The sequence below is a fragment of the Micromonospora sp. NPDC049171 genome, assembly GCF_040648275.1.
Lineage (GTDB): Bacteria > Actinomycetota > Actinomycetes > Mycobacteriales > Micromonosporaceae > Micromonospora.
In genome coordinates, this window is the sequence record NZ_JBEZDJ010000031.1 from 1 (window position 1) to 26,109 (window position 26,109).

General features: G+C 72.5%; 20 protein-coding genes. 9 read left to right on the top strand and 11 right to left on the bottom strand.

Features of this window, described 5'->3' with window-relative positions:
- Positions 1-34: 34 nt before the first annotated feature.
- Positions 35-1,537, bottom strand: a complete 1,503-nt coding sequence (locus AB0B14_RS30750) for an amino acid permease (protein ID WP_357525614.1) — start codon at positions 1,535-1,537, stop codon at positions 35-37.
- A gap of 200 nt (positions 1,538-1,737) precedes the next feature.
- On the opposite strand from AB0B14_RS30750, the gene AB0B14_RS30755 reads away from it, so the two are divergent.
- Both AB0B14_RS30755 and AB0B14_RS30760 read left to right on the top strand, forming a co-directional pair.
- Positions 1,738-3,393, top strand: a complete 1,656-nt coding sequence (locus AB0B14_RS30755; RefSeq protein WP_357525616.1) for a family 10 glycosylhydrolase — start codon at positions 1,738-1,740, stop codon at positions 3,391-3,393.
- A 181-nt stretch (positions 3,394-3,574) separates the two neighbouring features.
- Positions 3,575-4,108, top strand: a complete 534-nt coding sequence (locus AB0B14_RS30760) for a phospholipase (protein WP_357068357.1) — start codon at positions 3,575-3,577, stop codon at positions 4,106-4,108.
- 166 nt (positions 4,109-4,274) lie between these two features.
- On the opposite strand, the gene AB0B14_RS30765 is transcribed toward AB0B14_RS30760, so the two are convergent.
- Positions 4,275-7,115, bottom strand: a complete 2,841-nt coding sequence (locus tag AB0B14_RS30765; protein WP_357525618.1) for an adenylate/guanylate cyclase domain-containing protein — start codon at positions 7,113-7,115, stop codon at positions 4,275-4,277.
- 152 nt (positions 7,116-7,267) lie between these two features.
- Positions 7,268-7,480 (bottom strand): zinc ribbon domain-containing protein, encoded by a 213-nt coding sequence (locus tag AB0B14_RS30770; RefSeq protein ID WP_357068353.1) that lies wholly within the window; start codon positions 7,478-7,480, stop codon positions 7,268-7,270.
- Positions 7,481-7,534: 54 nt separating this feature from the next.
- On the opposite strand from AB0B14_RS30770, the gene AB0B14_RS30775 reads away from it, so the two are divergent.
- The 3 genes from AB0B14_RS30775 (at position 7,535) to AB0B14_RS30785 (ending at position 13,720) form a co-directional block, all read left to right on the top strand.
- Positions 7,535-9,259: a lytic murein transglycosylase gene (locus AB0B14_RS30775; protein WP_357525619.1), complete on the top strand. Its 1,725-nt coding sequence runs from the start codon at positions 7,535-7,537 to the stop codon at positions 9,257-9,259.
- 72 nt (positions 9,260-9,331) lie between these two features.
- A complete protein-coding gene (locus tag AB0B14_RS30780; RefSeq protein ID WP_357525674.1) occupies positions 9,332-10,348 on the top strand; it encodes a GNAT family N-acetyltransferase in 1,017 nt (338 codons plus the stop codon).
- 93 nt (positions 10,349-10,441) lie between these two features.
- A complete protein-coding gene (locus tag AB0B14_RS30785) occupies positions 10,442-13,720 on the top strand; it encodes a lamin tail domain-containing protein (protein ID WP_357525622.1) in 3,279 nt (1,092 codons plus the stop codon).
- 69 nt (positions 13,721-13,789) lie between these two features.
- On the opposite strand, the gene AB0B14_RS30790 is transcribed toward AB0B14_RS30785, so the two are convergent.
- Together AB0B14_RS30790 and AB0B14_RS30795 are read right to left on the bottom strand one after the other, a co-directional pair.
- Positions 13,790-14,365 carry a helix-turn-helix transcriptional regulator gene (locus tag AB0B14_RS30790; protein WP_357525624.1) on the bottom strand — a complete coding sequence of 192 codons (576 nt, stop codon included), beginning with the start codon at positions 14,363-14,365 and terminating at the stop codon, positions 13,790-13,792.
- Positions 14,366-14,904: 539 nt separating this feature from the next.
- Complete coding sequence (locus AB0B14_RS30795; RefSeq protein ID WP_357068345.1) at positions 14,905-15,252, bottom strand: MerR family transcriptional regulator; 348 nt, start codon at positions 15,250-15,252, stop codon at positions 14,905-14,907.
- Positions 15,253-15,309: 57 nt separating this feature from the next.
- Here AB0B14_RS30795 and AB0B14_RS30800 point away from each other — a divergent pair, with 57 nt between their 5' ends.
- Together AB0B14_RS30800 and AB0B14_RS30805 are read left to right on the top strand one after the other, a co-directional pair.
- Entirely contained in the window at positions 15,310-15,885 is a 576-nt protein-coding gene (locus AB0B14_RS30800) for an NAD(P)H-dependent oxidoreductase (RefSeq protein WP_357525626.1), read from the top strand.
- Between the two features lie 8 nt (positions 15,886-15,893).
- Positions 15,894-17,420: a DHA2 family efflux MFS transporter permease subunit gene (locus tag AB0B14_RS30805; protein ID WP_357525628.1), complete on the top strand. Its 1,527-nt coding sequence runs from the start codon at positions 15,894-15,896 to the stop codon at positions 17,418-17,420.
- On the opposite strand, the gene hemB is transcribed toward AB0B14_RS30805, so the two are convergent.
- From hemB to AB0B14_RS30830, 5 genes are read right to left on the bottom strand one after another with little or no spacing between them, the layout of a single operon-like run.
- On the bottom strand, positions 17,371-18,354 hold the full coding sequence (gene hemB, locus AB0B14_RS30810) for a porphobilinogen synthase (RefSeq protein ID WP_357068339.1): 984 nt from the start codon (positions 18,352-18,354) through the stop codon (positions 17,371-17,373). The two genes, AB0B14_RS30805 and hemB, sit on opposite strands and share 50 nt — an antisense overlap.
- A gap of 22 nt (positions 18,355-18,376) precedes the next feature.
- Positions 18,377-19,957 carry a uroporphyrinogen-III synthase gene (locus AB0B14_RS30815; protein WP_357525630.1) on the bottom strand — a complete coding sequence of 527 codons (1,581 nt, stop codon included), beginning with the start codon at positions 19,955-19,957 and terminating at the stop codon, positions 18,377-18,379.
- On the bottom strand, positions 19,954-20,922 hold the full coding sequence (gene hemC, locus AB0B14_RS30820; protein ID WP_357068335.1) for a hydroxymethylbilane synthase: 969 nt from the start codon (positions 20,920-20,922) through the stop codon (positions 19,954-19,956). The genes AB0B14_RS30815 and hemC overlap by 4 nt, the downstream gene beginning before the upstream one ends.
- Positions 20,919-22,316, bottom strand: a complete 1,398-nt coding sequence (locus AB0B14_RS30825; protein WP_357068333.1) for a glutamyl-tRNA reductase — start codon at positions 22,314-22,316, stop codon at positions 20,919-20,921. The genes hemC and AB0B14_RS30825 overlap by 4 nt, the downstream gene beginning before the upstream one ends.
- Positions 22,313-23,083 (bottom strand): redox-sensing transcriptional repressor Rex, encoded by a 771-nt coding sequence (locus tag AB0B14_RS30830; protein WP_357068331.1) that lies wholly within the window; start codon positions 23,081-23,083, stop codon positions 22,313-22,315. The genes AB0B14_RS30825 and AB0B14_RS30830 overlap by 4 nt, the downstream gene beginning before the upstream one ends.
- A 358-nt stretch (positions 23,084-23,441) precedes the next feature.
- Here AB0B14_RS30830 and AB0B14_RS30835 point away from each other — a divergent pair, with 358 nt between their 5' ends.
- Together AB0B14_RS30835 and AB0B14_RS30840 are read left to right on the top strand one after the other, a co-directional pair.
- The gene (locus AB0B14_RS30835; RefSeq protein WP_357068329.1) at positions 23,442-24,743 is read left to right on the top strand and encodes a sensor domain-containing protein; all 1,302 of its coding nucleotides are present in this window, start codon (positions 23,442-23,444) and stop codon (positions 24,741-24,743) included.
- A gap of 58 nt (positions 24,744-24,801) precedes the next feature.
- Positions 24,802-25,452 (top strand): response regulator transcription factor, encoded by a 651-nt coding sequence (locus tag AB0B14_RS30840; RefSeq protein ID WP_357068327.1) that lies wholly within the window; start codon positions 24,802-24,804, stop codon positions 25,450-25,452.
- Here the strand turns inward: AB0B14_RS30840 and AB0B14_RS30845 are convergent.
- Positions 25,433-26,095: an HAD hydrolase-like protein gene (locus AB0B14_RS30845; RefSeq protein ID WP_357525632.1), complete on the bottom strand. Its 663-nt coding sequence runs from the start codon at positions 26,093-26,095 to the stop codon at positions 25,433-25,435. The genes AB0B14_RS30840 and AB0B14_RS30845 overlap by 20 nt on opposite strands.
- Positions 26,096-26,109 lie beyond the last annotated feature (14 nt).

Sequence of the window (26,109 nt, forward strand, 5' to 3'; positions counted from 1 at the left end):
GGGCGTGGGGCGGGGGGCGTGGGGCGGGGGAGGGTTAGCTTTCGGTGGTTGGGGTGCGGGGGGTTGGGGTGACCGCTGGTTCGTGTTGGGCCAGGCGGTTGCGGCGGTAGCCGTAGCCGAAGTAGATGATCGCGCCGAGCAGCATCCAGGCCAGGAACCGCAGCCAGGTCTCCACCGACAGGTTGAGCATCAGGTAGAAGCAGGCCAGCGCCGAGACGATCGGCAGCACCGGGGAGAACGGCACCCGGAACGGGCGCTCCAGGTCCGGGCGCTTGCGGCGCAGGATCGGCACCGCGATCGACACCAGCACGAACGCGCAGAGCGCGCCGATGCTGACCAGGTCGGCGAGCGCGGACAGCGGCAGGAAGCCGGCCAGCAACGCGACAGCCACCGTCATGATCGCCGAGATCCGGTACGGGGTGCCCCAGCGCGGGTGCACCGCCGCGATCGACGGTGGGATCAGCCCGTCCCGGGCGATGGCGAAGCCGATCCGGCCCATCGCCACCAGGTCGACCAGGATGACGCTGGTCAGGCCCGCGACGGCGGCGATGGAGACCAGCACCGCCGCCCAGCCCGCGCCGACCGCCTCGAACGCCGACGCGATCGGGGCACCCCTGTCGATCTCGGTGTACGGCACCATTCCGACCACCACCAGCGAGACGCCGATGTAGAGCAGGGTGGAGATCAGCAACGTGCCGAGCAGGCCCAGGGTGAGGTCCCGCTTGGGCTTCTTCGTCTCCTCACCCAGGTTCGCGACGGCCTCGAAGCCGGTGTACGCGAAGAAAACCACAGCGGCGGCGCTGAGCACCCCGACGAAGCCGAAGACCGACGGTTCCAGCCCGAAGAGCGCCTGCGTGACAGGTTGCTTGATGCCGTCGTCGCCGCCGCCCGCGGGCTCGGCCGGCGGGATGAACGGGCTGAGGTTGGTGGCCTTGACGAAGAACAGACCGGCCACCACCACGAACACGCAGATGGCGACCTTGACCAGCACCAGCAGGTTGGTGATCCGGGAGGACTCCCGGATGCCGACGATCGCCACGACACCCAGGATCAGCACGATGGCGATGGCACCGATGTTGACGGTGCTGCCCTCCTCGCCGAACCAGCGGGTCGGCAGGTCGAGCAGTTCGGCCAGGTAGCCGGACCAGCCTCGGGCCACCACGGCGGCGCCGAGCGCGAACTCCAGCAGCAGGTCCCAGCCGATGATCCAGGCGACGATCTCGCCCATCGTCGCGTACGCGTAGGTGTAGGCGCTGCCGGCGGTCGGCACGCTGGAGGCCAACTCGGCGTAGCAGAGCGCGGCGAGCAGGGCGACCACGCCGGCGATGGCGAAGGAGATCACCACGCCCGGGCCGGCGCTGTCCCGCGCCTCGATGCCGGTGAGCGTGAAGATGCCGGTGCCGATCACGATGCCGATGCCGAAGCCGGTGAGGTCGACGGCGCCAAGCCGTCTCTTCAGCCCGAGCGTGCCGTCACTGCCGTCCGCCTCACCCTGGGCTATCACGTCCTTGATTGGTTTTGTGCGCAGCACGGACACCCGGTCACCCCTCCCGCCGTGCGACCACCTTCGTGGCGGTCGGTAACCGGCGTTGCTACCCAGCGGCGCGATTGGTCAACCACGAACCCTTGCGGCAACGGCCAGACTGTGAAAATTTCCTACCAGCAACGCGGACATCCAAGGCGATTCTTGCCGTGTGCCGCGAACCATCCGGGAGCCCCAACGGAGGGACACACCGCATGAGAGCCACCCGACTCGGAGTCGTTGGGCTGGTCGCAGCCCTGCTCGGCACGTCTGTCACCGCCACCCCCGCGAGCGCCGCGACCGATGCCGCCGCTCCCACCACCACCTGCGTCACCGACCCGGCCACGCCGAAGCGTCAGTTCCGGGCCATGTGGATCTCGTCGGTGGTCAACATCGACTGGCCCAGCAAGGCGTCCCAGAGCAGCCCGGACCGGGTCGCCACCCAGCAGGCGGAGTACCGGGAGCTGCTCGACCTCGCCGAACGGCTGCACCACAACGCCGTCGTCGTGCAGATCCGGCCCACCGCCGACGCGCTCTGGCCCTCACCACACGAGCCCTGGTCGGAGTACCTGACCGGCGTACGTGGCCAGGACCCCGGCTGGGACCCACTGGCCTTCCTGGTGGACGAGTCGCACCGGCGCAACCTCGAGTTCCACGCCTGGTTCAACCCGTACCGCGTCTCCATGCCGGCCCCCGGCGGCGCCGGCGCCGACCCGACCCAGCTCGCCCCGGGCCACCCGGCCCGGCAGCACCCCGACTGGACCTTCGCCTACCCGCCGGCCGGCGTCGCCGGCAGCCGGCTCTACTACAACCCCGGCATTCCCGAGGTACGCGAGTTCGTGCAGACCGCGATGATGGACGCGGTCAGCCGGTACGACATCGACGGCGTGCACTTCGACGACTACTTCTACCCGTATCCCAGCGGCACCTACCAGGTGCCCGACGATGCCACCTTCGCCGCGTACCACCGGGGCTTCACCGACCGGGCCGACTGGCGGCGGGACAACATCAACCTGTTGATCCAGGAGATGAGCACGAAGATCAAGGCGGCGAAGCCGTGGGTGAAGTTCGGCGTGAGCCCGTTCGGCATCTGGCGCAACAGGGCCGTCGACCCGCTCGGCTCGGACACCACCGGCAGCCAGTCGTACGACATCATCTCCGCGGACACCCGCACGTGGATCAAGCAGGAGTGGATCGACTACGTGGTGCCGCAGCTCTACTGGTACATCGGCCAGTACCCGGCCGCCGACTACGCGCGCCTGGTGCCGTGGTGGGCCGAGACGGTGCGCGGCACCCGCGTGCAGCTCTACATCGGTCAGGCCGACTACAAGAGCGGCGACCCGGCGTACGGGCCGTACTGGCAGAAACCACGGGAGCTGTCCGACCACCTGACGCTCAACCGGTCGTACCCGGAGGTGCAGGGCAATGTGCACTTCTCGGCCGTCCAGGTGCGGGCCAACCGGCTCGGTGCCACCGACAACTACGCGGCCGAGCACTACTCGCGCCCGGCGCTGGTGCCGGCCATGCCGCACCTGCCGGCCAGGCCGCTGCTCTTTCCGGTGGTCACCGCGGCGGCCCGACAGACTGACGGGGTACGGCTCACCTGGCGTCAGCCCGCCGACGGCGTCGGCCCACTCGGCACCGCCACCTCGTACGCGATCTACCGGTTCGACGGCACCACGCTGCCCGGCCGGTGCGCCACGGCCGACGCCGCGCACCTGGTCGACACCGTCCGGGCCACGCCCGGCGGCACTCAGTCCTGGGTGGACACCTCGGCCGAGCCCGGCCAGCGCTACACCTACCAGCTGACCGCCCTGGACCGGTCGGCCAACGAGAGCCCCACCAGCCCGCCGGTGTTCGTCCTGCGCTGACCCGCTCTCGTCGAATGCCCCGGGTGCCCCTGGCAGCCGGGGCATTCGCCTGTTTCGACACATGTCACCAATAGTTTGCGAGGCGCATTCCCGCTGGTCGACCCCTTGATCGAAACTTATCGACATCCGGTAACCCGCCGGTAACTTCCGGCCCACCCGCTCACCCCCGCGGAGGTAACCCGTGCCCCGACGTCTCGCCACCCTGCTCGCCTCGGGCGCGTTAGCGCTGCTCGCCACCCTCACCATCGCCTCCCCCGCCGCCGCCGTCACCCCCGCCCAACGGCTCTCCGTGCTGTCCAGTTGGACCCAGACAAGCGCATCCAGCTACAACTCGTGGAACAGCGCCCGGCTCAACCGGGCACCCTGGGCCGAGTACAACTTCACCTGGTCCACCGACTACTGCTCGTCCAGCCCGGACAACCCGCTCGGCTTCACCTTCAACCTGGGCTGCTACCGGCACGACTTCGGCTACCGCAACTACAAGGCGGTCGGCCAGTTCTCCGCCAACAAGTCCCGCCTCGACAGCGCCTTCTACGAGGACCTGAAGCGCGTCTGCACCACGTACAACTCGGTCGTCCGGCCGGCCTGCTACAGCCTGGCCTGGACCTACTACCAGGCGGTCAGCATCTTCGGTTCGGTAGCGGCCGTCCAGCAGGCCGACATCGACCGCGCCGCCCGAATGAAGGCCCAAGCCGAAGCCCAAGCCCGCACCTAACCCCCTCTCCCCCACCCCACCCACCCCACCCCCCCCACCCCCCTCTCGCCCGTTGATCATGGGGTTATTGCCCGTCCGCCCGGCGTGTCGCAGCTATAGCCTCATGATCAACCGCGGTGGGGGTGGGGGTGGGGGTGGGGGTGGGGGTGGGGGTTCGGGGGTTTGGTTAGGCGCGTTCGGTGCGGGTTGCTGGGTGGCGGTCGGGGTCCAGCGGGCGGCGGGGGGTGGGCTGGGACAGGCCGGTGCTGAAGCGGGTCGAATCCGCTGCCAGGTCCGGATGTTCCACGTCCAGTGCCAGCGCTGCCGCCTCGTCCAACCCCAACTCGGCGCCCTCGCCGTACGCGTCGTCGAAGACCGTGTCGCCCAGCACCGCGCGCAGCTCCGCCTGCTGTTCGGCCCAGTAGCCGCCGAAGATGCCCGGGGTCGCACGCATGCTCGCCCGGGTGGCCTGCGCCGCGCCGAACAGGCGCGCCGCGGTCAGCCGGTCCCCGCCAATCGCACAGCGCACCGCGATCGCGTTCAACGTGTCGCAGGCGCGGCCGTGGTAGCCGTGACCCATCCGCGAACGCAGCGCCACCAGCAGGTGCTCGTGTGCCGCGATCACGTCGCCCCGGGCCAGCGCGACCATCCCGAGCAGCATGTCCACCGACCGCCGACCGCGCTCCACCGGACGGGCCGCCTCCACCGGACGCACCGCCCCCAGCAGGTCCGCCGCCTCCTCCAGAGCACCGCGCCGCCAGAGCAACTCGGCCAGGCTGAACACCGCCAACAGCGCCTCGCCGACCACGTCCTGCCCGTGCGCCCAGTCGATGACCTCCCGGCACACCCGCTCGGCCTCGACGAACTGCCCCATGTCGACAAGCGGTGCGGCTCTGCCGGCGAGCACCCGGGCCAGCAGCCCGGCATCACCGGCCTGTCGGGCGGCGGCCTCGGCCCGCTGGGAGTAGCGCAGCTCCTCGGCGAACTCACCGTCCGCGCCGGCATGCAGCGAGTGCATGTGGTAGACCGCCGCCAGCTCCGCCTCCGGGATCCGCTCACCCGTCTCGGCGATCCGCCCGTACAGCCGGAACAGCCACAGCCGCCCCTCCCGGGCCAGGCCCCGCTCAAGCCACCACTGGTCCAGGCCGCCGGCCAGACCGAGACCGGCACGGGCACTGCCGCCGGTGGCGCACCACCGCAGCGCGGCGCGTACCTCCCCGGCCAGGGGGTCGAGGGCGTACAGCGACAGGGTCACCGGGCGGCCGTCCTGGCCCAGGTGCGCCCGGTCCACCGCATGGGCCGACCAGGCCACGTGCCGGTCCCGGGCGGCCTGCGCCTCACCCGCCTCGGCCAGCCGCCGCGCCGCGTACGCCCGGATGGGGTCGAGCATCCGGTAGGTGCTGCCGGTGGCTCGTGGCTCGGCCAACACCATCGACTTGTCCACGAGCACCGAGAGCGGATCCAGCGGGTCGTCACCCAGCAGCCACTCCACAGTCGCCAGGTCCACCGGCCCGGCGAAGACCGACAGCCACCGCAGCAGGCGGGCGGCCCGGGGCCCCAGCGTCCGGTACGACCAGGTGACGGTGGCCTGCATGGTCAGGTGCCGCTCGGTGGCCGAGCGTTGCACCGCCCTGCTCGCCGGAGTGGGTGGCGACGCCCCGGACGCCGCGGCCACCAGGTCCACGGTGTCCTGCTGGTTGCCGGACCACCCGCGCTCCACCGGCGGCGGATCCGGGTCCTGACGACCGGCGTCCAAGGTGCCGAGGACGTCGTCCAGGCGCTCCGCGAGCTGGCCCACGGAGAGGACCCGCAGCCGGGCGGCGGCCAACTCGATGGCGAGCGGCAACCCGTCCAGGCGCTGCACCACCCGGCGGAGGTCGGCCGACTCGGCTGGGTCCGGTCGTCGACCGCCGCGCGCCGCCGCCGTACGGTCCAGCAGCAGCGCCACCGCGTCGCTCTCCGTGCCGTCGGCCCGTGGGTCGACCGAGAGGGGCGGGATCCGCCACACCACCTCGCCCGGCAGGCTGAACGACTCACGGCTGGTCGCCAGCACCCGCACGCCACTCCCGCCGGACAGCAACCGCGCGATCACCTCCGCGCAGGCGGCCGGCTGGGTGTCACAGGTGTCCAGGACGACAAGCATGCGGCGGGCCGCCGCGTACTCGACGAGGGTGTCCAGCATCGGCCGGCCCGGCTCGGGTCGCAGGCCGAGCACCGCGGCGATCGCGAACGCCACCAGACCCGGGTCGGTCACCGCGGCGATGTCGACAAACCAAACCCCATCCGGGTACGCCTCAACCATCCCGCTGGCCAACTCCACCGCGAGCCGGGTCTTGCCCGCCCCGCCCGCGCCCAGCACCGTGATCAGGCGATGCTGCTTGACCAGCAGGCCCAACTCGACGCGCTCGGCCTGCCGGCCGACGAACGACGTCACCTGGGTCGGCAGGTTGTGCGCCACCGCGTCCGCGGTGCGGGGCCGGGGGAACTGCCGCTCCAGGCCCGGCGCGACCAGTTGGAAGAGTCGTTCCCGGTCGTCGAAGCCACGCAACCGGTGCAGGCCCAGGTCGAGCAGGGTCGCACCGGGCGGCAACGGCTCGGCCCGACGGGCGGTGGACGCCGAGCAGAGCACCTGCCCGCCGTGCGCGGCGGCGGCCACCCGGGCGGCCCGATGCACCTCGGGGCTGGCGTAGTCGCCGTCGCGCGGCTCGGCGTAACCGGTGTGCAGGCCCATGCGTACCCGGGGTGCGGCTTCGGCGGTGGGCCAGTCGTGGTTGGACAGCGCCCGCTGGGCGGTCAGGCAGGCGGTCAGCGCCGAGGCCGCGTCCTCGAAGGCGAGGAAGAACGAGTCGCCCTCGGTCAGCAACTCCGCGCCACCCGTGCTGGCCAGCGTCCGACGCAGCAGCCGTCGGTGCTCGGCGAGCACCGGCCGGTAGTCCGGGCCGAGCAACTGGGCCAGCCGGGTCGAGCCCTCGATGTCGGTGAACACGAAGGTCACCCAACCGCTCGGGAGCTGGATCCGTGGCGACATGCGTGGAACCTCCGCCCGTAACGTCGGGTTCATGCTGCCTGAGTCCGAGCGGTAACGCATCGTGAGAACGGCCGGGCAGATGCCGCCTCAAAGTGCCACTCGAACCCGCTCACGGCAAGGCCAGCCCACCAGGTGGCGGAGAACGGGTCCGATCAGCAGCCGCAGGCGCCGCCGCAACACCCGCCACCGGCGGACGTCGGGGCACTGCCGGCCCCACCCCGGCCGGTGACCGCGACCGCGGAGAGCAGCTTGACCGTGTCGGCGTGCCCCTCTGGGCAGGTGGCCGGGTCAGCGGCCGCCGCCATCGAACGGTTGACCTCGAAAGTGTCGCCGCAGGCGCGGCAGCGGAACTCGTACCGGGGCATGTGCCCAGGGTACGTGGATCTGACGTTCGGCGGAGGATGGGTGATACTCGACGGGTGGTGGACGGCGAGGACGACACGCGTGTGCAACCGTTACGACCGGCCGCGCCGCTGGACGGGCCACTTGAGGGCTCCGGGGCCGCGCCCGACCCGGTGCCCGCGGTGCCCCGCCCCCGCCGGCCCTGGCTGAGTGGCCGGATCGGGGGTACCCCGACCCCACCCCCCACCAAGGCCAGCCCCGCCGACCCCACCGGGTCCAGCCCGACCGCGAACGCCACCGGCCCAGACGCGAGCGCCACCGGGTCCAGCCCGGACGCGAGCGTCACCGCTCCGGGCGCGAAGCCGTCGGCCGCGTCCGATCCGGTCGCCGACGGCAACGCCGACAGGCAGGTCGAGGCACTCAAGTCCGAAGCGAAGGCCGAAGGGTCGAAAGGCGAAGACCCGACGGCCGCCAGCTCGGAAACCGGAGGCCCGGAGGCGACCGGTGGCGCCGGTGACCCGACCGCGTCGAAGTCCGCCACCGAGCCGAAGACCGACAGCGCGAAGACCAACGCGCCGGCCGACAGCGCGAAGACCGACGTGCCCGCCAACAGCGCGAAGACCGAGGCGCTGGCCGACGGCGCGAAGACCGAGGCGCTGGCCGACGGCGCGAAGACCGACGTGCCCGCCGACACCGTGAAGACCGACGCCTCGGCCGACGGCGCGAAGGCCGTGACCGTGGTTGGCGCCGGGGATCCGGCGAAGACCAGTGTGGACGAGTTGCCCGTCGTGGCGGCCTCCGGCACCGCCCGGCGACGGCGGGTGCCGTTCGCGCACGCGGTACGGCTGCCACCGCGCCAGGCGGCAGCCTCCGCCGCCCGTGCGACCCGAGCCTGGGCTCGCCGGCCGAGTGGTCGGCTCACACTGCCTGGCCTCTTCCTGCTGGCGCTTGTGGGCGCGACCGCCGCGGCGGGCGCCCTGCTCGTGCCGGCCACGATCCGCGCACCCCGTCCGGTCGCGGCCGACGCCTCCGGCACACCCACCGTGCCGCCGGGGGCCCCGTCCGGCCTGCCCACCGGCCTGGTCCCGACCGGCCCTGGCCTGCCCGGAGGCGGACTGCCCAGCGGTGGGCTACCGAGCGGTGGGCTGCCCAGCGGTGGGCTGCCCAGCGGTGGGCTGCCCAGCGGCGGGTTGCCCAGCGGGCCCGCCATCGGGCCGGGGGTCGGCGGGCGTCCGTCGGACGCCTTGGCGGGCTGGGCTCAGCAGATCGCCGGCAAGGTGGGCATTCCGGCCGTGGCCATGCAGGCGTACGGCTACGCCGAGCTGATGCTCGCCCAGACCAACCGCAGCTGCGCGCTGAGCTGGACCACGCTGGCCGCGATCGGTCAGGTCGAGTCGGGGCACGGCTCGGCCAACGGTGCCCGGCTGGGGCAGGACGGCAAGGCGCTGCCGAAGATCATCGGGTTGCCGTTGGACGGTAACGGTGGCCGGATGCGGATCATCGACACCGACCGTGGGGTGCTCGACGGGGACCTGACCCTCGACCGCGCCATCGGGCCGATGCAGTTCATCCCGACCACCTGGCAGGAGATCGGCGCGGACGCCGACAACGACGGGGTCAAGGATCCGCACGACCTGGACGACGCGGCGCTGGCGGCGGGCAACTACCTCTGCAAGGGTGGTCGCAACCTGAGCATCCCCGGCGACTGGTGGAACGCGATCCTCTCCTACAACGACGTACGGCGGTACGCCCAGGACGTCTACGACACCGCCAACCGGTACGGACGGGCCAGTCGCCTGTGAAGTGATCGTCTCGATACGTTGGAGAACTGGACACTTCCCCCCAGCCTCTGTTAGCGGCAAGCTAGACAGGTGATGGTGCGCGAGTGGGACCCCAGGACCGCGTCGTCCGCCGAGATCGCGTCGCTGCTGGTCACGCTGAACGCGGTGCTGGCGGCCGATCTTCCGCAGGACCCGCCGTGGCGGGAGACCTCACTGCGGGAATACCTCGCCGAGGTGATGCCCGGCGAACGGCGGATCTCGTGGATCGCCCAGGCCGAGCCGACCGGCCCCGATGACCCGGGCGCGGTGCTCGGCCAGGTCCACGTGCTGCTCCTCGGTGACATCGGTGTGCTCGAGGTGCTGGTGCACCCGTCCGTGCGACGCGGCGGCCTCGGTCGTGACCTGGTGTTGCGTGCCGCCCGCCGGGTCTACCAGGAGGGTTTCCAGTCGATCGGGGTCGAGGTGGTCGGCGACACGCCCGCGGTCGGGTTCTTCGAGTCGCTCGGCTTCACCCGGGAGTACGTGGAGACGCGCAGCGTGCTCGACCTGACCGCGGTCGACTGGGCCGAGCTGGCCGAGATGGCCACCGGCGTCGCCGCGGGCTACCACCTGGAGTTCTTCCCCGGCGGGCCACCGGACGACCTGATCGAGGCGTACGCGCGGGCGAAGGCCGAGGTCCGCGACGTCGACGACGGTGAGCTGCGCCCCAGCTCCTACGATCCGGAGCGGCTGCGCGACAGCATCGACACCCTGCACCGACGAGGCATGAAACCGTACATCGTGCTCGCTCGGCACGAGCAGAGCGGCGAGGTGGCCGGCCTGACCGAGGTGGTGGTTCCCGCGCAGCACCCCACCCGTGCCGACCAGTACGACACGATCGTCGCGCAGGACCACCGGGGCTACGGCATCGACCGGGCGATCAAGGCCCGGATGCTGCTGGAGCTGCGCTCCGCCGAGCCGGAGCTGATCGAGGTGCAGACCTGGAACGCGCAGGCCAACGAGGCGATGCTGAAGGTCAACGCGGAGCTGGGCTACCGGCCCGACCGGGACTGGTGCGAATACAGCGTCGACGTCGCCGAGCTGGTGCACCGACTCGATCCGCCGCGCTGAGGGAATTCACGCAACTGTCCACTAGGGGATGGACGGTGGACAGTCGGGCACCTTAACGTGCGTTGACTCTCATCCACCCATCGTGGAGGCCCTATGCGCCCGCGCCGCTCAATCGCCGCGCTCGCGACCGCCACCGCCGCCGTGACGGTGGCGGCGCTCGGCGTCGCACCCACCGCGGCCAGCGCCGCGCCCACCGACCTGTTCATCTCGGAGTACGTCGAGGGCTCGTCGAACAACAAGGCGATCGAGCTGTTCAACGGCACCGGCGCCCCGGTCGACCTCACCGCCGGCGGCTACCAGCTCCAGCTCTCCTTCAACGGCTCCACCACGGCCACCACGATCGCGCTGGCCGGAACGGTGGCTGCCGGAGACACGTTCGTGTTCGCCAGCGCCTCGGCCGGGGCCGCCATCCTCGCCCAGGCCGACCAGACCACCGGGGCCAGCCTGTTCAACGGCGACGACGCGATCGTGTTGCGCCGGGGCACCACCGTGCTCGACTCGATCGGGCAGGTGGGCGTCGGCCCGGGCACCGAGTGGGGTGCCGGTGCCACCAGCACCGCGGACAACACCCTGCGCCGGTTGTCGACAGTCACCACCGGCGACACCGATCCGACCGACGCGTTCGACCCCGCCACACAGTGGGCCGGTTTCCCGGTCGACACCTTCGACGGCCTCGGCACGCACACGGTCGACGGCGGCGGCCCGGTCGACGTCCCGGCCACGCTGACCTGTGGCGCCCCGCTGGTCACCAGCGCGGGCACGGCGGCGAGCCGGGAGGTCACCGCCACCGACCCCGACGACACGATCGTCGACCTGACGGTGGGCTCGGTCAGCCCGACGCCGTCCGCCGGTTCGATCACCCGCACCGCGTTCACTCCCGCCGAGGGCCTGGGCGGCACCGCCCGCGCCACGATCGGCGCGAGCGCCGACCTCGCCGCCGGGGCGTACACCGTCGCAGTGACCGCGACCGACGCGGGCGGTGGCACCGCCACCTGCGCGCTGGCCGTGCAGGTGACCCGGGAGTTGACCGTCGGCGAGGTGCAGGGCCCGACCACCGACGCCGAGTCCGGCCCCGCCGACCGGTCACCGCTCGCACCGGCGAGCGGCAACGGCACGAGCAGCACGCTGTACGACGTGCGCGGCGTGATCACCCAGTTGACCCTCGCCCGCACCTCGGCCGGCGCGGAGCAGCACGGGTTCTTCCTGCAGAGCCGTGTCGGGGACACCGACGGTGATCCGACCAGCTCCGACGGCATCTTCGTGTTCATGGGCACGTTCACGTCGCTGATCGGCGGTTACGTGCCGACCGTCGGGGACGAGGTCGTGCTGCGGGCCCGGGTGTCGGAGTACTACAGCTTCACCCAGCTCTCCGGTGCCTCGCTGGTCCGTCGGATCGCCGGTGGCCTGGCCGTGGACAGCGCGGTCGCGGTGACCGACGCGGTGCCACCGGCCGAGCTGACCGACGCGCAGCGCTTCTGGGAGCGACACGAGGGTTCCCGGATGCGGGTCCGCGCCGGCAGTGGCGCGGTGAGCGGCCGGGACGTCTTCTCCTCCACCGCCGACGCCGAGTTGTGGGTGGTCGACCGCGACGACCCGCTGCTGGACCGCGCCGACCCGTACTCCCGGCGGGTCTTCCGCGACTCGCACCCGCTGGACAACGACCCGACCCGCCGCTTCGACGACGGCAACGGCCAACGGACGCTGCTCGGCAGCATGGGCGTGAAGGCGACCGCCGGGGACAGCGCCGCGCTGCTCCCACCGGCGCACACCTTCGACACGCTGCGCGCCGACGCGGTGGGCGGGGTCTACTACTCGTTCGAGAAGTACGGCGTCCAGGTCGAGCGGGCGGAGTTCGACGCCGGGGCCGACCCGTCGAAGAACAACCCGCCCACGCCGGCCGACCGGTCGCAGGAGGTGGCCGTGGCCACCTACAACGTGGAGAACCTGTACGACTACCGCGACGACCCGTTCGACGGCTGCGACTTCACCGGTAACACCGGCTGCCCGGGTGTCGACCCGCCGTTCGACTACGTGCCGAGCAGCGAGGCGGACTACCGCGAGCAGTTGGCCGCGCTCGCTGACCAGATCGTGAAGGATCTGCACGCACCGGACCTGATCCTGGTGCAGGAGGCCGAGGACCAGGACATCTGCACGGTCTCCGGCGCCGCGCTGAGCTGCGGTGACACCAACAACGCCGACGGCGCTCCGGACAGCGTCCAGGAGTTGGCGCTCGGCGTGGCGGCAGCGGGCGGGCCCGCGTACGCCGCCGCCTATGACCGCACCGGCGCGGACGCCCGCGGCATCACCGCGGCGTTCCTGTACCGCACGGACCGGTTGTCGTTGGCTGCCGCGACGGCGAACGACCCGCTGCTCGGCTCGGCACCGACCGTCCAGTACCGGGCTGCCGGGCTGCCCGCCAACGCCGACGTGCAGAACCCGAAGGCACTCAACGCGGTGCTGCCGCCGGATGTGGACACCTCGACCGGTCGGGACGGCACCAACGTCTTCACCCGCGCTCCGCAGCTGGGCAAGTTCAGCGTGGCGGCGGCACCCGGCGCGTCCGAGCGGTTCACCCTGTACGCGCTCAGCAACCACTACTCCTCCGGCCCGGACGGCCGGGTCGGGCAGCGGCGGGAGCAGGCGCGGTACGGTGCGGCCATCGTCACCGCGATTGAGGCGGCCGACCGGAGCGCCCGGGTGGTCTACGGCGGGGACCTGAACGTGTTCCCCCGCCCGGACGATCCCATCGCGACGGCTAGCCAGCCCACGCCGTCGGATCAACTCGCGCCGCTCTACGAGGCTGGTCTGCACAACCTGTGGGACAACCTGGTCGCGGACGTGCCGTCCTCCGCCTACTCGTACAGCTTCGAGGGGCACGCGCAGACACTCGACCACCTGTTCGTCAACGACGCGCTCTACGGCGATCTGGTGCGGGTGCGGGCGGCGCACATCAACGCCGACTGGCCGGCCGAGTTCACCGGTGACGGGTCGCGCGGTTCCAGCGACCACGATCCGCAGGTGGCGAGGTTCCGGTCCCGGGCGTCGCTGACCGTGGCCGACACGACGGTTGTCGAGGGCAGCCAGGGCACCCGTCAGCTCGCCTTCACCGCCACGGTGTCCCGGCCGCTGTCCCAGCCGGTGCTGCTCTGCGCCGCCACCGTGGGCCTCACCGCGCAGGCCGGCTCGGACTTCGACACGTACGCCGGCTGCCGGGTGCTGGCCGCCGGGCAGACGTCTGTGGCGTTCCCGGTGACCGTTCGGGGTGACCGCAGGCGGGAGGCGGACGAGAAGCTGACGCTGCTGGTGGCCGGTGTGCCCGGCCTGCGGCTGGCCGACCCGCTCGCGGTCGGCACGATCACCAACGACGACTGATTTCGGAGTCTGGTCGATGATGGCCCGCCGCCCCCGAGTGGGGTCGGCGGGCCGTCGTCGATCCACGCGTCAGCGGTATCGCCAGAGCTGTGGCGGCGGCGGATCGCCCCGGTGCTGGGCTACCCGCACCTCCCACTGACTGCGCCGACGCATCGCGTCCCGAACCTCCCGATTGCGGTAGAACGTCTCGGGCGGGCGGGCCAGCCCGTAGATGTCCGCCCACCACTCCCCCGGCTCGGGGTCGAGGATGGTGTCCAGGTGCGATGGATAGCGGCGACCCGCACCGTCGCGCGTGTCGTCCCAGTCCCGCATCGGTCTGAGCACCCGGCCGAGCTCGTCGACGACGGCCAGCCGACACCCGACGACCGCGAGGATCCGGCGGAGCAGGTCGATGCTCGGAACAGTCCGACCGGCCTCGATACGGCCGATGGTCGCATGGTGCACCCCCGCCCATCGGGCCAGCTCACGTTGGCTCAGGTCGGCGTGCCGACGGATCGCCCGGACGATGCCAACGACCGGCCACGGTGTGTCGGAGGGCTCGCTGAGTATGACTTTCCGCTGCGCGGTGCTGGGGCTCGTGCCGTTGGGAATCCCATTGTCGGCGCTGGCTGCTCCCGCATCCGGAGGTATCGGTGAGTCGTCCATGCCGCCACCGTTCCGGCTCGCGCCGTTCCTCGCAGCCCCGTTCGGTGAGCCTGTGGACAACGAAAGGACCTGTGGATAACCGGGCGCTCATTGCGGCACGAGGTGGCTCCCGCCCGGCCGGCGAAACCGTGAACCGCGAACTGCGTGTCCTCGCCGCCAAGGGGCAGGGACCGACCCCCACCCTCCCCTTCCCCTCCCCTTTGCTCTGCACCCCGATATGCGCCGGTCGCGGACCGTAGCCGTCGCATCCGCGGGTGCAGAGCAAAGGCCGGCATGGAGACGTCGGGGGCCGGCACGCCCGGTCGATCCAGCCGTTCGCGGCGGCGGCGGGCACCTTCGAGCCACGGCGTTGCCTGGCCGGCATGAAGGTGTCAGGGGCCCGGGGGCCGGCACGCCCAGTCGATCCAGCCGTTCGCGGCGGCGGCGGGCACCTTCGAGCCACGGCGCTGCTTGGCCGGCATGGAGGCGTCAGAGGCCGGGACCCGCGCGCCCGGCCGATCCAGCCGCTCTCGCCAGCCATCGGACCCGCGCGGGCGGCGTCAGAGGTCGCAGAGGCGGCGACCGGAGCGGATGTCGTCAAGTGCCGCGTGCAGGTCGCGGATGCGCCGCTCGGCCTCGGCGGTCAGCCGATCGTGCAGACCCTCCCAGTCGGTCAGCTCGGGGTCGGGTGGCAGGGACGCGAGCAGGTCCCGGATGTCGTTGACGGTCAGGCCGATGCGCTGGGCCACTCGCGCCACCCTGATCCGGCAGGCCGCGTCGGAGTCGAAGCGCCGCTGGTTGCCGCCGGTGCGGGCAGCCGAAATCAGGCCCTGCCGCTCATAGAAGCGCACGGCTGAGCCGCTGACCCCACTCTCCCGGGCCACCTCGCCGACCGTCAACGTGCCCATCGCCACTCCCCCGTCGCCATTGACTTCACCATTACTTCAAGTCCTAGCGTCCGGGGCATGACTATGCAAGAGGACACCGCTCCGCCGACCGTCGCCGTGCTCGTCGGGAGCGTCCGTCAACCTCGGGTGGGCCGCTCGATCGCCGACTGGTTCGTCGCCCACGCGGGCCGCCGCGCGGACCTCGGCCTGGACCTCGTCGACCTCGCCGAGGTGCCGCTGCCCTTCGCCGACACCCCGCCCGGGGGCAATGCGGCCAGCCCGATCAGTGCCCGGTTGGCCGCCGCCGACGCGTTCGTGGTGGTGACACCCGAGTACAACCACAGCTTCCCGGCCGCGCTGAAGAATGCCATCGACTGGCACTACCGGGAGTGGGCCCGCAAGCCGGTGGCCTTCGTGTCGTACGGCGCCGGTTCCGGCGGCATCCGCGCGGTCGAGCAGCTCCGGCTGGTCTTCGCCGAGGTGCAGGCCGCCACGACCCGCTCCGGGGTGGTGCTGCGGGCACCCTGGGAGCGGCTCGACGCCACCGGTCGGCTGGTCGACGACGAGCCGCTGCGGCAGGCTGCCGACGCCACGCTGAGCGAGTTGGCCTGGTGGGCCGAGGCGCTGCGCGCCGCCCGCCGGGCCCGGCCCTGAGCCGCCACATGGACGCGTCCGCGCGGCGACTCGGCTGGTATCTCACCCTGGGTGGTCTGCTCGCGGTGATCGACACCACGGTCACCGTGGTGGCCCTGCCGAAACTGGTCGACGACCTCGACACCAACCTCACCACGATCGGCTGGGTCACCAGCGGCTACGCACTCGCCCTGGTCGCGGTGATGCCCACCGCCGCCTGGGCGGTCGGCCGCTTCGGTGCCCGTCGCACCTACCTGACCGCGCTGCTGTTGTTCACCGCCGGCTCCGTGCTGGCCGGGGCCGCCTGGAACGTCGGGTCGCTGATCGCGTTCCGGGTGCTCCAGGGGCTGGGTGGCGGGCTGCTCAACCCGGTCGGGATGGCCGTCGCGCTCGCCGCGGTGCCACCGGGGCGGCGCGGACGGATGATGAGCCTGCTCGGCCTTCCGGTGCTGGTCGGGCCCCTGATCGGGCCGGTGCTGGGCGGGCTGCTGCTCGATCACGCGTCCTGGCGGTGGATCTTCTGGATCAACCTGCCGGTGGGGTTGTTGGCGGTGTTGCTCGGTCGGTCGGTGCTGCCCGCCGCCGACCTGCGACGGCCACCGGTCCGGCTGGACGTCGTCGGGCTGCTGCTGCTCTGCCCCGGCCTGGCGCTGGCGGTCTACGGGCTCAGCGTCACCGGCGAGCGGGGCGGAGTCGGCACCGCTGCCGTGCTGCTGCCGCTCGCGCTCGGCGCCATGCTGGTGGTCACCTTCGCGTGGCGGGCCGGCCGGATCCGGCAGCCACTGCTGAACCTGGCCGTGCTGCGCGCGCCGGGAATGGCTCCAGGCGCCGCGACGGTGGCGTTCTTCGCCGCCGGATACTTCGGCTCGTTCCTGATCATCCCGGCCTACGTGCAGGTGGTACGCGGTGACTCGGCCACCCTGGCCGGGGTGATCGGCATCCCACAGGCGCTGACCACCGGGCTGATGCTCCAGGTCGCGACCCGGCTCGTCGACCACGTCTCCGCGCGGCGGGTCGTCGGGCTCGGCATCGCCACCGCGGTGGCCGGCACGGTGGCCCGGGTACTGGTGCTCGACGCCGACACGTCGTACCCGCTGCTGGCCACGCTGGGTGCGGTCATCGGCCTGGGCATGGGCGCGACGCTGATGCCGACGATGACCGCGGCCAGCCGGTCGCTCCCGCCCGACGACCTGCCCGCCGGCTCCACGCTGCTCACCACGGTGTCGCACACCTCGGTCGCGGCCGGCACCGCGCTGATCGCCGCCGCCCTGTCCTGGCTGGCGGACCGGCTCGCCCCGAGCCTGGGCGGCGAGGGCATCACGGCCGCCAACCGGCTCGACCCGTCGACCCGGGTCAGTCTCGCGCCGGAACTGGCGCAGGCCACCCGGCTCGCGCTGGCGGTGTCGGCCGTGCTGTTGGCGCTCGCCTGGCTGACCAGCCGGCGACTTCCGGCCGCCACCCCGGGTGCCGACGAGGCGGCCACCCCGGCGGAACCCGGGGAGTCGGTCAGTAGCGCTGGCGCAGCAGCCCGGCGGCCTCGACCGCCCAGTAGGTGAGGATGACCTGCGCGCCGGCCCGCTTGATCGAGGTGAGCGTCTCCAGCATCACGCGCTCCCGGTCGATCCAGCCGTTCGCGGCGGCGGCCTCGACCATCGCGTACTCACCGGAGACCTGGTAGGCGGCGACCGGGACGTCCACCGCGGCCCGCACCGCCGACACCACGTCGAGGTAGGGCAGCGCCGGCTTGACCATCACCAGGTCGGCACCCTCGGCGACGTCGAGCGCCACCTCGCGCAGCGACTCCCGCAGGTTGGCCGGGTCCTGCTGGTAGGTGCGCCGGTCCCCCTCCAGCGCCGACTCCACGGCGTCGCGGAACGGGCCGAAGAACGCCGAAGCGTACTTCACGGCGTACGCCAGCACGGCCACGTCCTGGTGCCCGGCGGCGTCGAGGGCCCGGCGTACCACGCCGACCTGGCCGTCCATCATCCCGGACGGCCCGACCATGCCGACCCCGGCGGCGGCCTGGGCCACCGCCATCTCGGCGTACGCGGCCAGGGTGGCGTCGTTGTCGACCTCGCCGTCTCCGGTGAGCAGCCCGCAGTGCCCGTGCGAGGTGAACTCGTCCAGGCACAGGTCGCTCATCACCACCGTGGCGTCGCCCACCTCGGCGACCACGTCGCGGATGGCGACGTTCAGGATGCCGTTCGGGTCGATGCCGGCGGAGCCGGTCGGGTCCCGCCGTTCCGGCACACCGAAGAGCATGATTCCGCCGACCCCGGCCTGGACCGCCTCGGCGGCGGCCTTGCGCAGCGAGTCCCGGGAGTGCTGGAGCACCCCCGGCATCGACGCGATGGCGCGCGGCTCGGTCAGCCCCTCCTTGACGAACATCGGCACGACCAGCTCGGCCGGGTCGACGCGGGTCTCGGAGACCAGCCGCCGCACGGCCGCGTTACGGCGCAGCCGGCGGGGCCGGATCTCGGGGTACGACATGAGGGGGCCTCCTCGGAGACGACTACCGGAAGCGGAGGGCGGTCGGCCCCTGCACCTTCGAGCCACGGCGCTGCTTGGCCGGCATGGCGGCCAGCTTCTCGCGCAGCTCGACGGCGTAGGCGGCGAGCGCCTCCACCAGGTCGGGCACCGAGGCGTGCGGTGGCTGCACGTCGACCCGCAGGCCGAACTCCGTCGCGGTCTCCGCCGTCTTGGGCCCGATGACGGCAACAACGGTACGCGCGTGCGGCTTCCCGGCGATGCCGACCAGGTTCCGGACGGTGGAGGATGACGTGAACAGGACAGCGTCGAACCCGCCCGACTTGATCGCGTCCCGGATCTCGGCGGGCGGCGGCGCGGCCCGCACCGTCCGGTACGCGGTCACGTCGTCGACCTCCCAGCCGCGCTCGGTGAGCCCGGCGGCGAGCGTCTCGGTGGCGATGTCGGCACGCGGCAGCAGCACCCGGCCCACCGGGTCGAGGATCTCGTCGTGCGGGGAGAACTCGGCCAGCAGCCCCTCGGACGACTGCTCCCCGGCGGGGATCAGCTCCGGCTGGATGCCGAACGCGCGGACCGCGTCCGCGGTCGCCTCACCGATGCAGGCGATCTTGACGCCACCGAAGTGCCGGGCGTCCAGCCCGTGCTCGGCGAACTTCTCCCACACCGCGCGGACCGCGTTGACCGACGTGAAGATCACCCAGGCGTACCGGCCGTCGACCAGGCCCTTGACCGCCCGCTCCATCTGCGCCGGAGTACGCGGCGGCTCGACCGCGATCGTCGGCACCTCGCACGGGATCGCCCCGTACGCGCGCAGCCGCGCGCTCATCGCGCCAGCCTGCTCCTTGGTGCGGGGTACGAGCACCTTCCAGCCGTACAGCGGGCGGTTTTCCCACCAGCTCAGCTTGTCGCGCTGGCCCACCCCGGCGCCGACGGTGAGCACCACCCGGCCGGTGAAGCCGAGCGCGGCGGCCACGAAGCTGTCCACTGTCGACGTGGTCGTGTACTGGGTCTCGCCGGTGCCGTCGCCGGTCACACCGACGCCGGTGGTGCCGTCGACCCCGGCGGCGAGCAGCCCGTCCCGGACGGCGGCGAGGTCACCGGCGTCCACGGCGAGCGCGAGCGAACCCCGGCCGACGGCCGCGGCCAACGCCTCGAAGTCCAGGGCACTGACGTCCTCGACGTCCGCGGCGGTACGCACGCCCGGCAGCGGAACACCCGCGTAGGTGGCCACACCCTCGGCCTGGCCGACACCGGGCACCACCTCGAAGTGCGCGGCGGTACGGGCCACCGCCTGCACCTCCTTCACCACCGAGTCGTGACCGAACGGGTCGCCGGCGACCAGGTGCACCGCGTTCAGCCCGGAGCGGGCCGCGGAGATCAGCACCTTCGCCACGTCCCCGGGCGCGCCTTCGGCGGGGGTGAACTCGGCATCGTCGGAGGCCTCGGCGCGTACGACGGCGAGCAACGACTCCGGGACTCCCCGGTCGTAGATCACCTGGTCGGCGTCGACCAGGGCGTCGTGGGCCCGACGGGTCAGCAGGCCCGGGTCACCGGGGCCAGCCCCGACGAACGCGATACGGCCGACGGGCTTACGGGTGCGGGTCATTCTGTGCTCCCAAATTGCTGGGTCCCCGGGCCGGTGTGTCCTTCGTGGCCGAGGATCGAGTCGGCGCCGAGGTCGAGGAGTTCGGCGGCGAGTGCCTTACCGATCTCCGCCGCGTCGGCGGGCGTTCCGGTGCGGGACAGCCGGAGGTCACGAGTGCCGTCCGGGCTGATCACCGCCCCGCGCAGGTAGATCTCATCGCCGTCGTCGCCCTCGGCGAGTTCGGCATAGGCGGCGACGGGTGCGGTGCACCCGGCCTCCAGGGTTGCCAGCAACGCGCGTTCCGCGGTGACCGCGGCGCGCGACGGTGCATGGTCCAGCACCGTGAGCAGCTCGACCAGGTCCTGGTCGTCGACCCGGCACTCCACAGCCAGCGCACCCTGAGCGGGCGCGGGCAGCATCAGCATCGGGTCCAGTGCCTCGGTGACGACGTCGAGCCGGCCGAGCCGGGCCAGCCCGGCTCGGGCGACGACGACGGCGTCGAGGTCGGCGTCGGGGCCGAGCACCCGCGCCAGGCGGGTGTCCACGTTGCCGCGGATCGGGGTGACCTCCAACTGCAGGCCGAGGGCGTGCAGTTGGGCGATACGGCGCAGCGCGCCGGTGCCCACGGTGGCACCGGGCGGCAGCTCGGCGAGCGTCCGGCCACCTCGGGCGATCAGCGCGTCGCGCGGGTCCTGCCGGGGCGGCACCGCCGCGATGTGCAGCCCGCCGGCGGCAGCCGTGGGCAGATCCTTGTAGGAGTGCACCGCGAAGTCGATCGTCCCGGCGGTCAGCGCGTCGCGCAGCGCGGAGACGAACACCCCGACGCCGAGCCGGTGCACCGGCGCGTGGGAGCGGTCGCCAGCGGTGACCACCTCGACCAACTCGACCGGGCGGCCGGTGGCGGCGGTCAACGCCTCGGCGATCTGGCCGGACTGGGCCATCGCCAGGGCGCTGCCCCGGGTGCCGAGACGCAGGGGGGCGGTCATCGCGCTCCTCCAGTGGGTGGGGTCGGCTCGACGGTGTCGGCACCGGACACCGGGTCGATGCCGGGGAACGCCATGCCGAGGTCGGGGGCCAGCACCTCCGGGACGGTGTCCACCGGAGAGGTCTGCGGCACCTCGAGGTCGAACAGCTCGCGCAGCAGGGCCGCGTACTGGTCGCCGCCCGGCTCCGCGGCCAACTGGCGGACCTTGACCGTGGGCTGGTGCAGCAGCCGCTGCACGACCCGGTGCACCGTACGGGCCACCTCGGCACGCAGGTCGTCGCCGAGGTCGGGGCGACGTTGAGCCAGCCGGCGCAGCTCGGCGGTGACCACGTCGTCGGCCCGGCCGCGCAGCGCGGCCACGGTGGGTGCCACGTCGGCGCCGCGCAGCCAGGTGAGGAAGCCCTCCACCTCGCCCAGCACGATCCGTTCGACGGCGGCGGCGTCCGCGGCGGCCGGACCGTCGGCGAGCAGCGCCGCCATCCGGTCGATGTCGATCACCTCGACGCCGGGAAGCTCCGCGACGCCATCCTCGACGTCGCGGGGGACGGCCAGGTCGAGCAGGACCAGCGGGCCCCGGACCGGGTCCCGGTCGGCCAGGGCCGCGCCGACCACCGCCCGGGTGAGGACCGGTTCGGTGGACGCGGTGGCGGCCACTACGATGTCCACTGTGGAGAGGGTGTCGGCCAGCTCGGTCATCGGCGCGGCACTCGCCCCGTACGACTCGGCCAGCCGGACGGCCCGGTCGGCGCCCCGGTTGCTGACGGTTAGCGGGCCGGCGCCCAGTCGGGAGAGCGTGGCCACCCCGAGCGAGCCCATCGCGCCGGCACCGACCACCAGGGCCGGGTGGCCGGCGAGCTCGCCGTCGAGGTGCCCGGCGGCCAACTCCAGCGCGGCGGTGACGACACTCTGGCCGGCCCGGTCGATGCCGGTCTCGGCGTGGGCCCGCTTGCCGACCCGCAGCGCCTGCTGCATCAGCTCGTGCAGCAGCCGGCCGGCGGAGTCGGCGCCGGTGGCCCAGTGGTACGCGTCGCGCAGCTGGCCGAGGATCTGCGCCTCGCCGACCACCATCGAGTCCAGACCGGTGGCGACCCGGAACACGTGGTCCACGGCGGCGGTGTCGTAGTGCACGTACAGGTGGCTGGCGAGCGCCGCCGGCGAGCTGCCGGCCTGCTCGGCCAGGACGGCGCAGACGTCACCGAGCCCGCCGTGGAAACCGGACACGGCGGCGTAGACCTCCACCCGGTTGCAGGTGGAGACGATCACTGCCTCGGCCACGTACGGCTGGGCGACCAGGCGGTCCAGGGTGCGGGTCAGGTCGGCGGGAGGGACGGCCAGTTGCTCCAGCGTGGCGACCGGGGCGGTCCGATAGGACGCGCCGACGACGAGCAGTTTCACGTGCCTATCGCCTCCTGGGTGTCGGTGGCCGCGAACCCGCCCGGCAGGGCGGTGAGAGCGGACCCGCCGGTGGCGGGCAGCGCGGTCAGCGACGCCTTGCGGTGCTCGTGGAAGGACAGAATCTGCAGCTCGATGGCGAGATCGACCTTGCGCACGTCGACCCCCTCCGGAACCGAGAGTACGCACGGCGCAAAGTTGAGGATGCTCGTCACGCCGACGGCGACCAGTTGGTCGGCGACCTGCTGGGCGGCGGCGGCCGGGGTGGCGATCATGCCGATCGCGAGGGATTCCTCCGCGGCGACCGTGGGGAGATCGTCGACATGCCTGACCACCAGGCCGTTGATCTCTTCGCCGACCCGGGAGGGATCGGCGTCGAGTAGTGCGGCGATCCGGAAGCCCCGACCGGCGAAGCCGTCGTAGCCGGCCAGAGCGTGACCGAGATTACCCACGCCGACCAGGGCGACCGCCCGGCGCTGGGTGAGCCCGAGCACATTCTCGATCTGCTCGATCAGCAGCGTGACGTCGTAGCCGACGCCCCGGGTGCCGTACGAGCCCAGGTGGGACAGGTCCTTGCGGAGCTTGGCGGAGTTGACGCCGGCGGCGGCGGAGAGGCCCTCGCTGGACACCGTCTCGTGCCCGGCGTCGGCGAGGTTGTGCAGCGCGCGCAGGTATTCCGGAAGCCGAGCGACGGTGGCCTCGGGCAGATCCGGGAGCGCTGGTACGGCACCGGCGCGGCCGGGCGCGCCTGGGTGACGGTGCTGACTCATGAGACTCCGTGCGGTGCGATCCTCGGCCAACTCCGCTGGTGGGCCGCTTATGGACTCCCGCTGGCGACCGAGGTTGGCGGCTGTGCTAGCAGGGCGCGTCGGAGTCACAGAGTAGGCGCTTGTGAAGACGTGCACAAATCGCGATCTTGCCGCTGCGCGCCGCGACTCCACAGGCACCTCCATTCCACAAGATCGATTTAGCGGCGCGTTACCCACGCCGCCCGGGCGATTATTGCTCAATCCCGACTTCTCTGACCAATCCCGCGCCGAGCCTGGTCGGGGTGGTAGGGACAGCACTACGGGGGAGAGGCGGGGCTTCGGGATGGGGACACCGGGCCAAGTTGCCTAGCCTCTTCCCATGACCGCCGTTGCCGCCACCAGCGACCAACAGATGCTGGCACCGAGCATCCCCCGCCAACTCTTCGTCGACTCCGGGTACGTGCTGCTCGGGCTGCCCCTGGCGGTGGCCAGCTTCGTCGTCCTCGTGGCCGGTTTCGCGGTCGGCCTCGGCCTGGTGGTCACGGTGATCGGCCTGCCGATCCTCAGCGGCACCCTGTACGCCGCCCGCGGGCTGGCCGACATCGAGCGGCTGCGGCTGCCGGCCGTGCTCCGGCAGCCCCGGATCCGACCGCACTACCGGCTGCCCGAGCCGGGCGCGAACACCTGGCGGCGGATCTTCGTGCCGATGCGGGACGCCCAGTCCTGGCTCGATCTGGCGCACGGCATCCTGCGGCTGATCGCGGCGGCGGCCACCTTCCTGGTGACCGTGATCTGGTGGGCCGCCGCGATCGCCGGCTCGCTCTACTGGGTGTACGACTGGGCGCTGCCCCGACCGACCGGCGAGGACCAGGACCTGGCGCAGCTGCTCGGCCTGGGCGACTCGACCACCGCCCGGATCGGCCTGAACACCGCACTCGGGGTGTTCTTCCTGATCACGCTGCCGATCGTGGTGCGGGGTTGCGCGCTGCTGCAGGCCAGCTTCGCCAAGGCGATGCTGACCGGGGTGGCCGAGATGCGCGATCGGATCACGGTGCTGGAGGAGCAGAAGCGGGCCGCCGTCTCGGCCGAGGCGTCCGCACTACGCCGGTTGGAACGCGACATCCACGACGGCCCCCAGCAGCGCCTGGTCCGCCTGGCGATGGACCTCAGTCGGGCTCGGATACAGCTCGCCTCCGACCCGGAGGCCGCCGGCCAGACCATCGACGAGGCGGTCACCCAGACCCGGGACACGCTCGCCGAGCTGCGGGCCCTGTCCCGGGGGATCGCCCCGCCGATCCTCGTCGACCGGGGCCTGCCCAGCGCCCTGGCCGCGATCGCCGGGCGCGGGCTGATCCCGATCGAGCTCCAGGTGGACCCGCAGCTGGGCACCCCGGCGGGGCGGCTCGACCCGGCGGTGGAGAACACCGCGTACTTCGTGGTGTCCGAAGCGCTGACGAACGTCGCCAAGCACAGCCGGGCGACCGAGGCCGTGGTGACGGTGACCCGGCAGGGCACCCACCTTCAGGTGGGGGTAGGCGACGACGGGCAGGGCGGCGCGCACCTGGCCAAGGGCCACGGGCTGGCCGGCATCGCCGACCGGGTGCGGGCCGCCGGCGGTGAGCTGATGGTGGTCAGCCCGGCCGGTGGCCCCACCGAGATCCGCGCGGAGCTACCGCTGTGAGCGGTCCGGCACTCCGCGGCGCCCCCGAGGCGGCCCGGACGTGGTAGACAACACAGCCATGCGGATCGTGATCGCCGATGACGCCGTCCTGCTCCGGGAGGGGCTGGTCCGGCTGCTGACCGAGAGTGGGCACCAGGTGGTGGCCGCCGTCGGGGACGGCGACGCGCTCGTCAGGGCGGTGGTGGAGCACCAACCGGACGTGTCGATCGTCGACGTCCGGATGCCCCCGTCACACACCGACGAGGGGCTGCGGGCGGCGGTGGAGGCGCGGCGACTGGTACCGCGTACCCCGATCCTGGTGCTCTCCCAGTACGTCGAGGTCTCGTACGCCGATGATCTGCTGGCCACCGGCGGTGCCGGCGGCGGCATCGGCTACCTGCTCAAGGACCGGGTGGCCGCGATCGACGAATTCCTGGACGCGCTGCGCCGGGTGGCGGCCGGCGGCACGGTGCTCGACCCGGAGGTGGTGGGTCAGCTCTTCGCCCGACGCCGCCGCGACGACCCGCTGCGGGAGCTGACCCCGCGCGAGCGTGAGGTGCTCGCGCTGATGGCCGAGGGCCGCTCGAACACCGCCATCGCCCGCGCCCTGGTGGTCAGCGACGGCGCGGTGGAGAAGCACGTGCGCAACATCTTCACCAAGCTCACCCTTCCGCCGGACACCGAGCAGCACCGGCGGGTGCTGGCCGTCCTCACCTATCTGCGGAACTGACCTCCCGGGCCAGGGCCACCGCGTCGGTGAGGGTGTCGGCCACCGGGTGACCGGAGGCGCGCAGCCGGCCCGGGTCGGTGAACCCGCCGGTGTAGAGCACGGCCCGGCCGCCCACCGCGAGCGCCGCGTCCGCGTCGTCGATGGAGTCGCCGATCAGCACCACCGAGCTGCCGTCCACGCCCAGTTCAGCCAGGTGCAGTTTGAGCGACTCGGCCTTGCGGTCGCCGCCGATCGCGGCCCGCAGCCCGTCGACCCGGGTGAAGTGGCCGGTCAGCCCGTACGTCCGCACGGTCGGCACCAACTCCTCGTGGAACCACATGGAGAGCAGACTCTGGTTGCCCGGCCAGGCAGCCATCGCGGCGCGTGCGTCGGCGGCCAGCTCACAGGTGGTCAACCCGGTGCGGTACGCCTCGTGGAAGATCCGGTCCAGTCGGCCGAACTCGTCGTCGTCCACGGCCTGCCCGAGCACCTCGGCGTAGTACTCGGCGACCGGCCGGCGGAACCGCACCCGGTGCTCGTCGAGGGTGACCGTCGGCCCACCGAGGCTCGTGAACACGACGTTGGTGGCGGACACCACCAGGCTGAGGTCGTTGAGCAGGGTGCCGTTCCAGTCCCACACGAGGTGGGGGTGCGCGGTGTCCATCACCGCACCCTAGG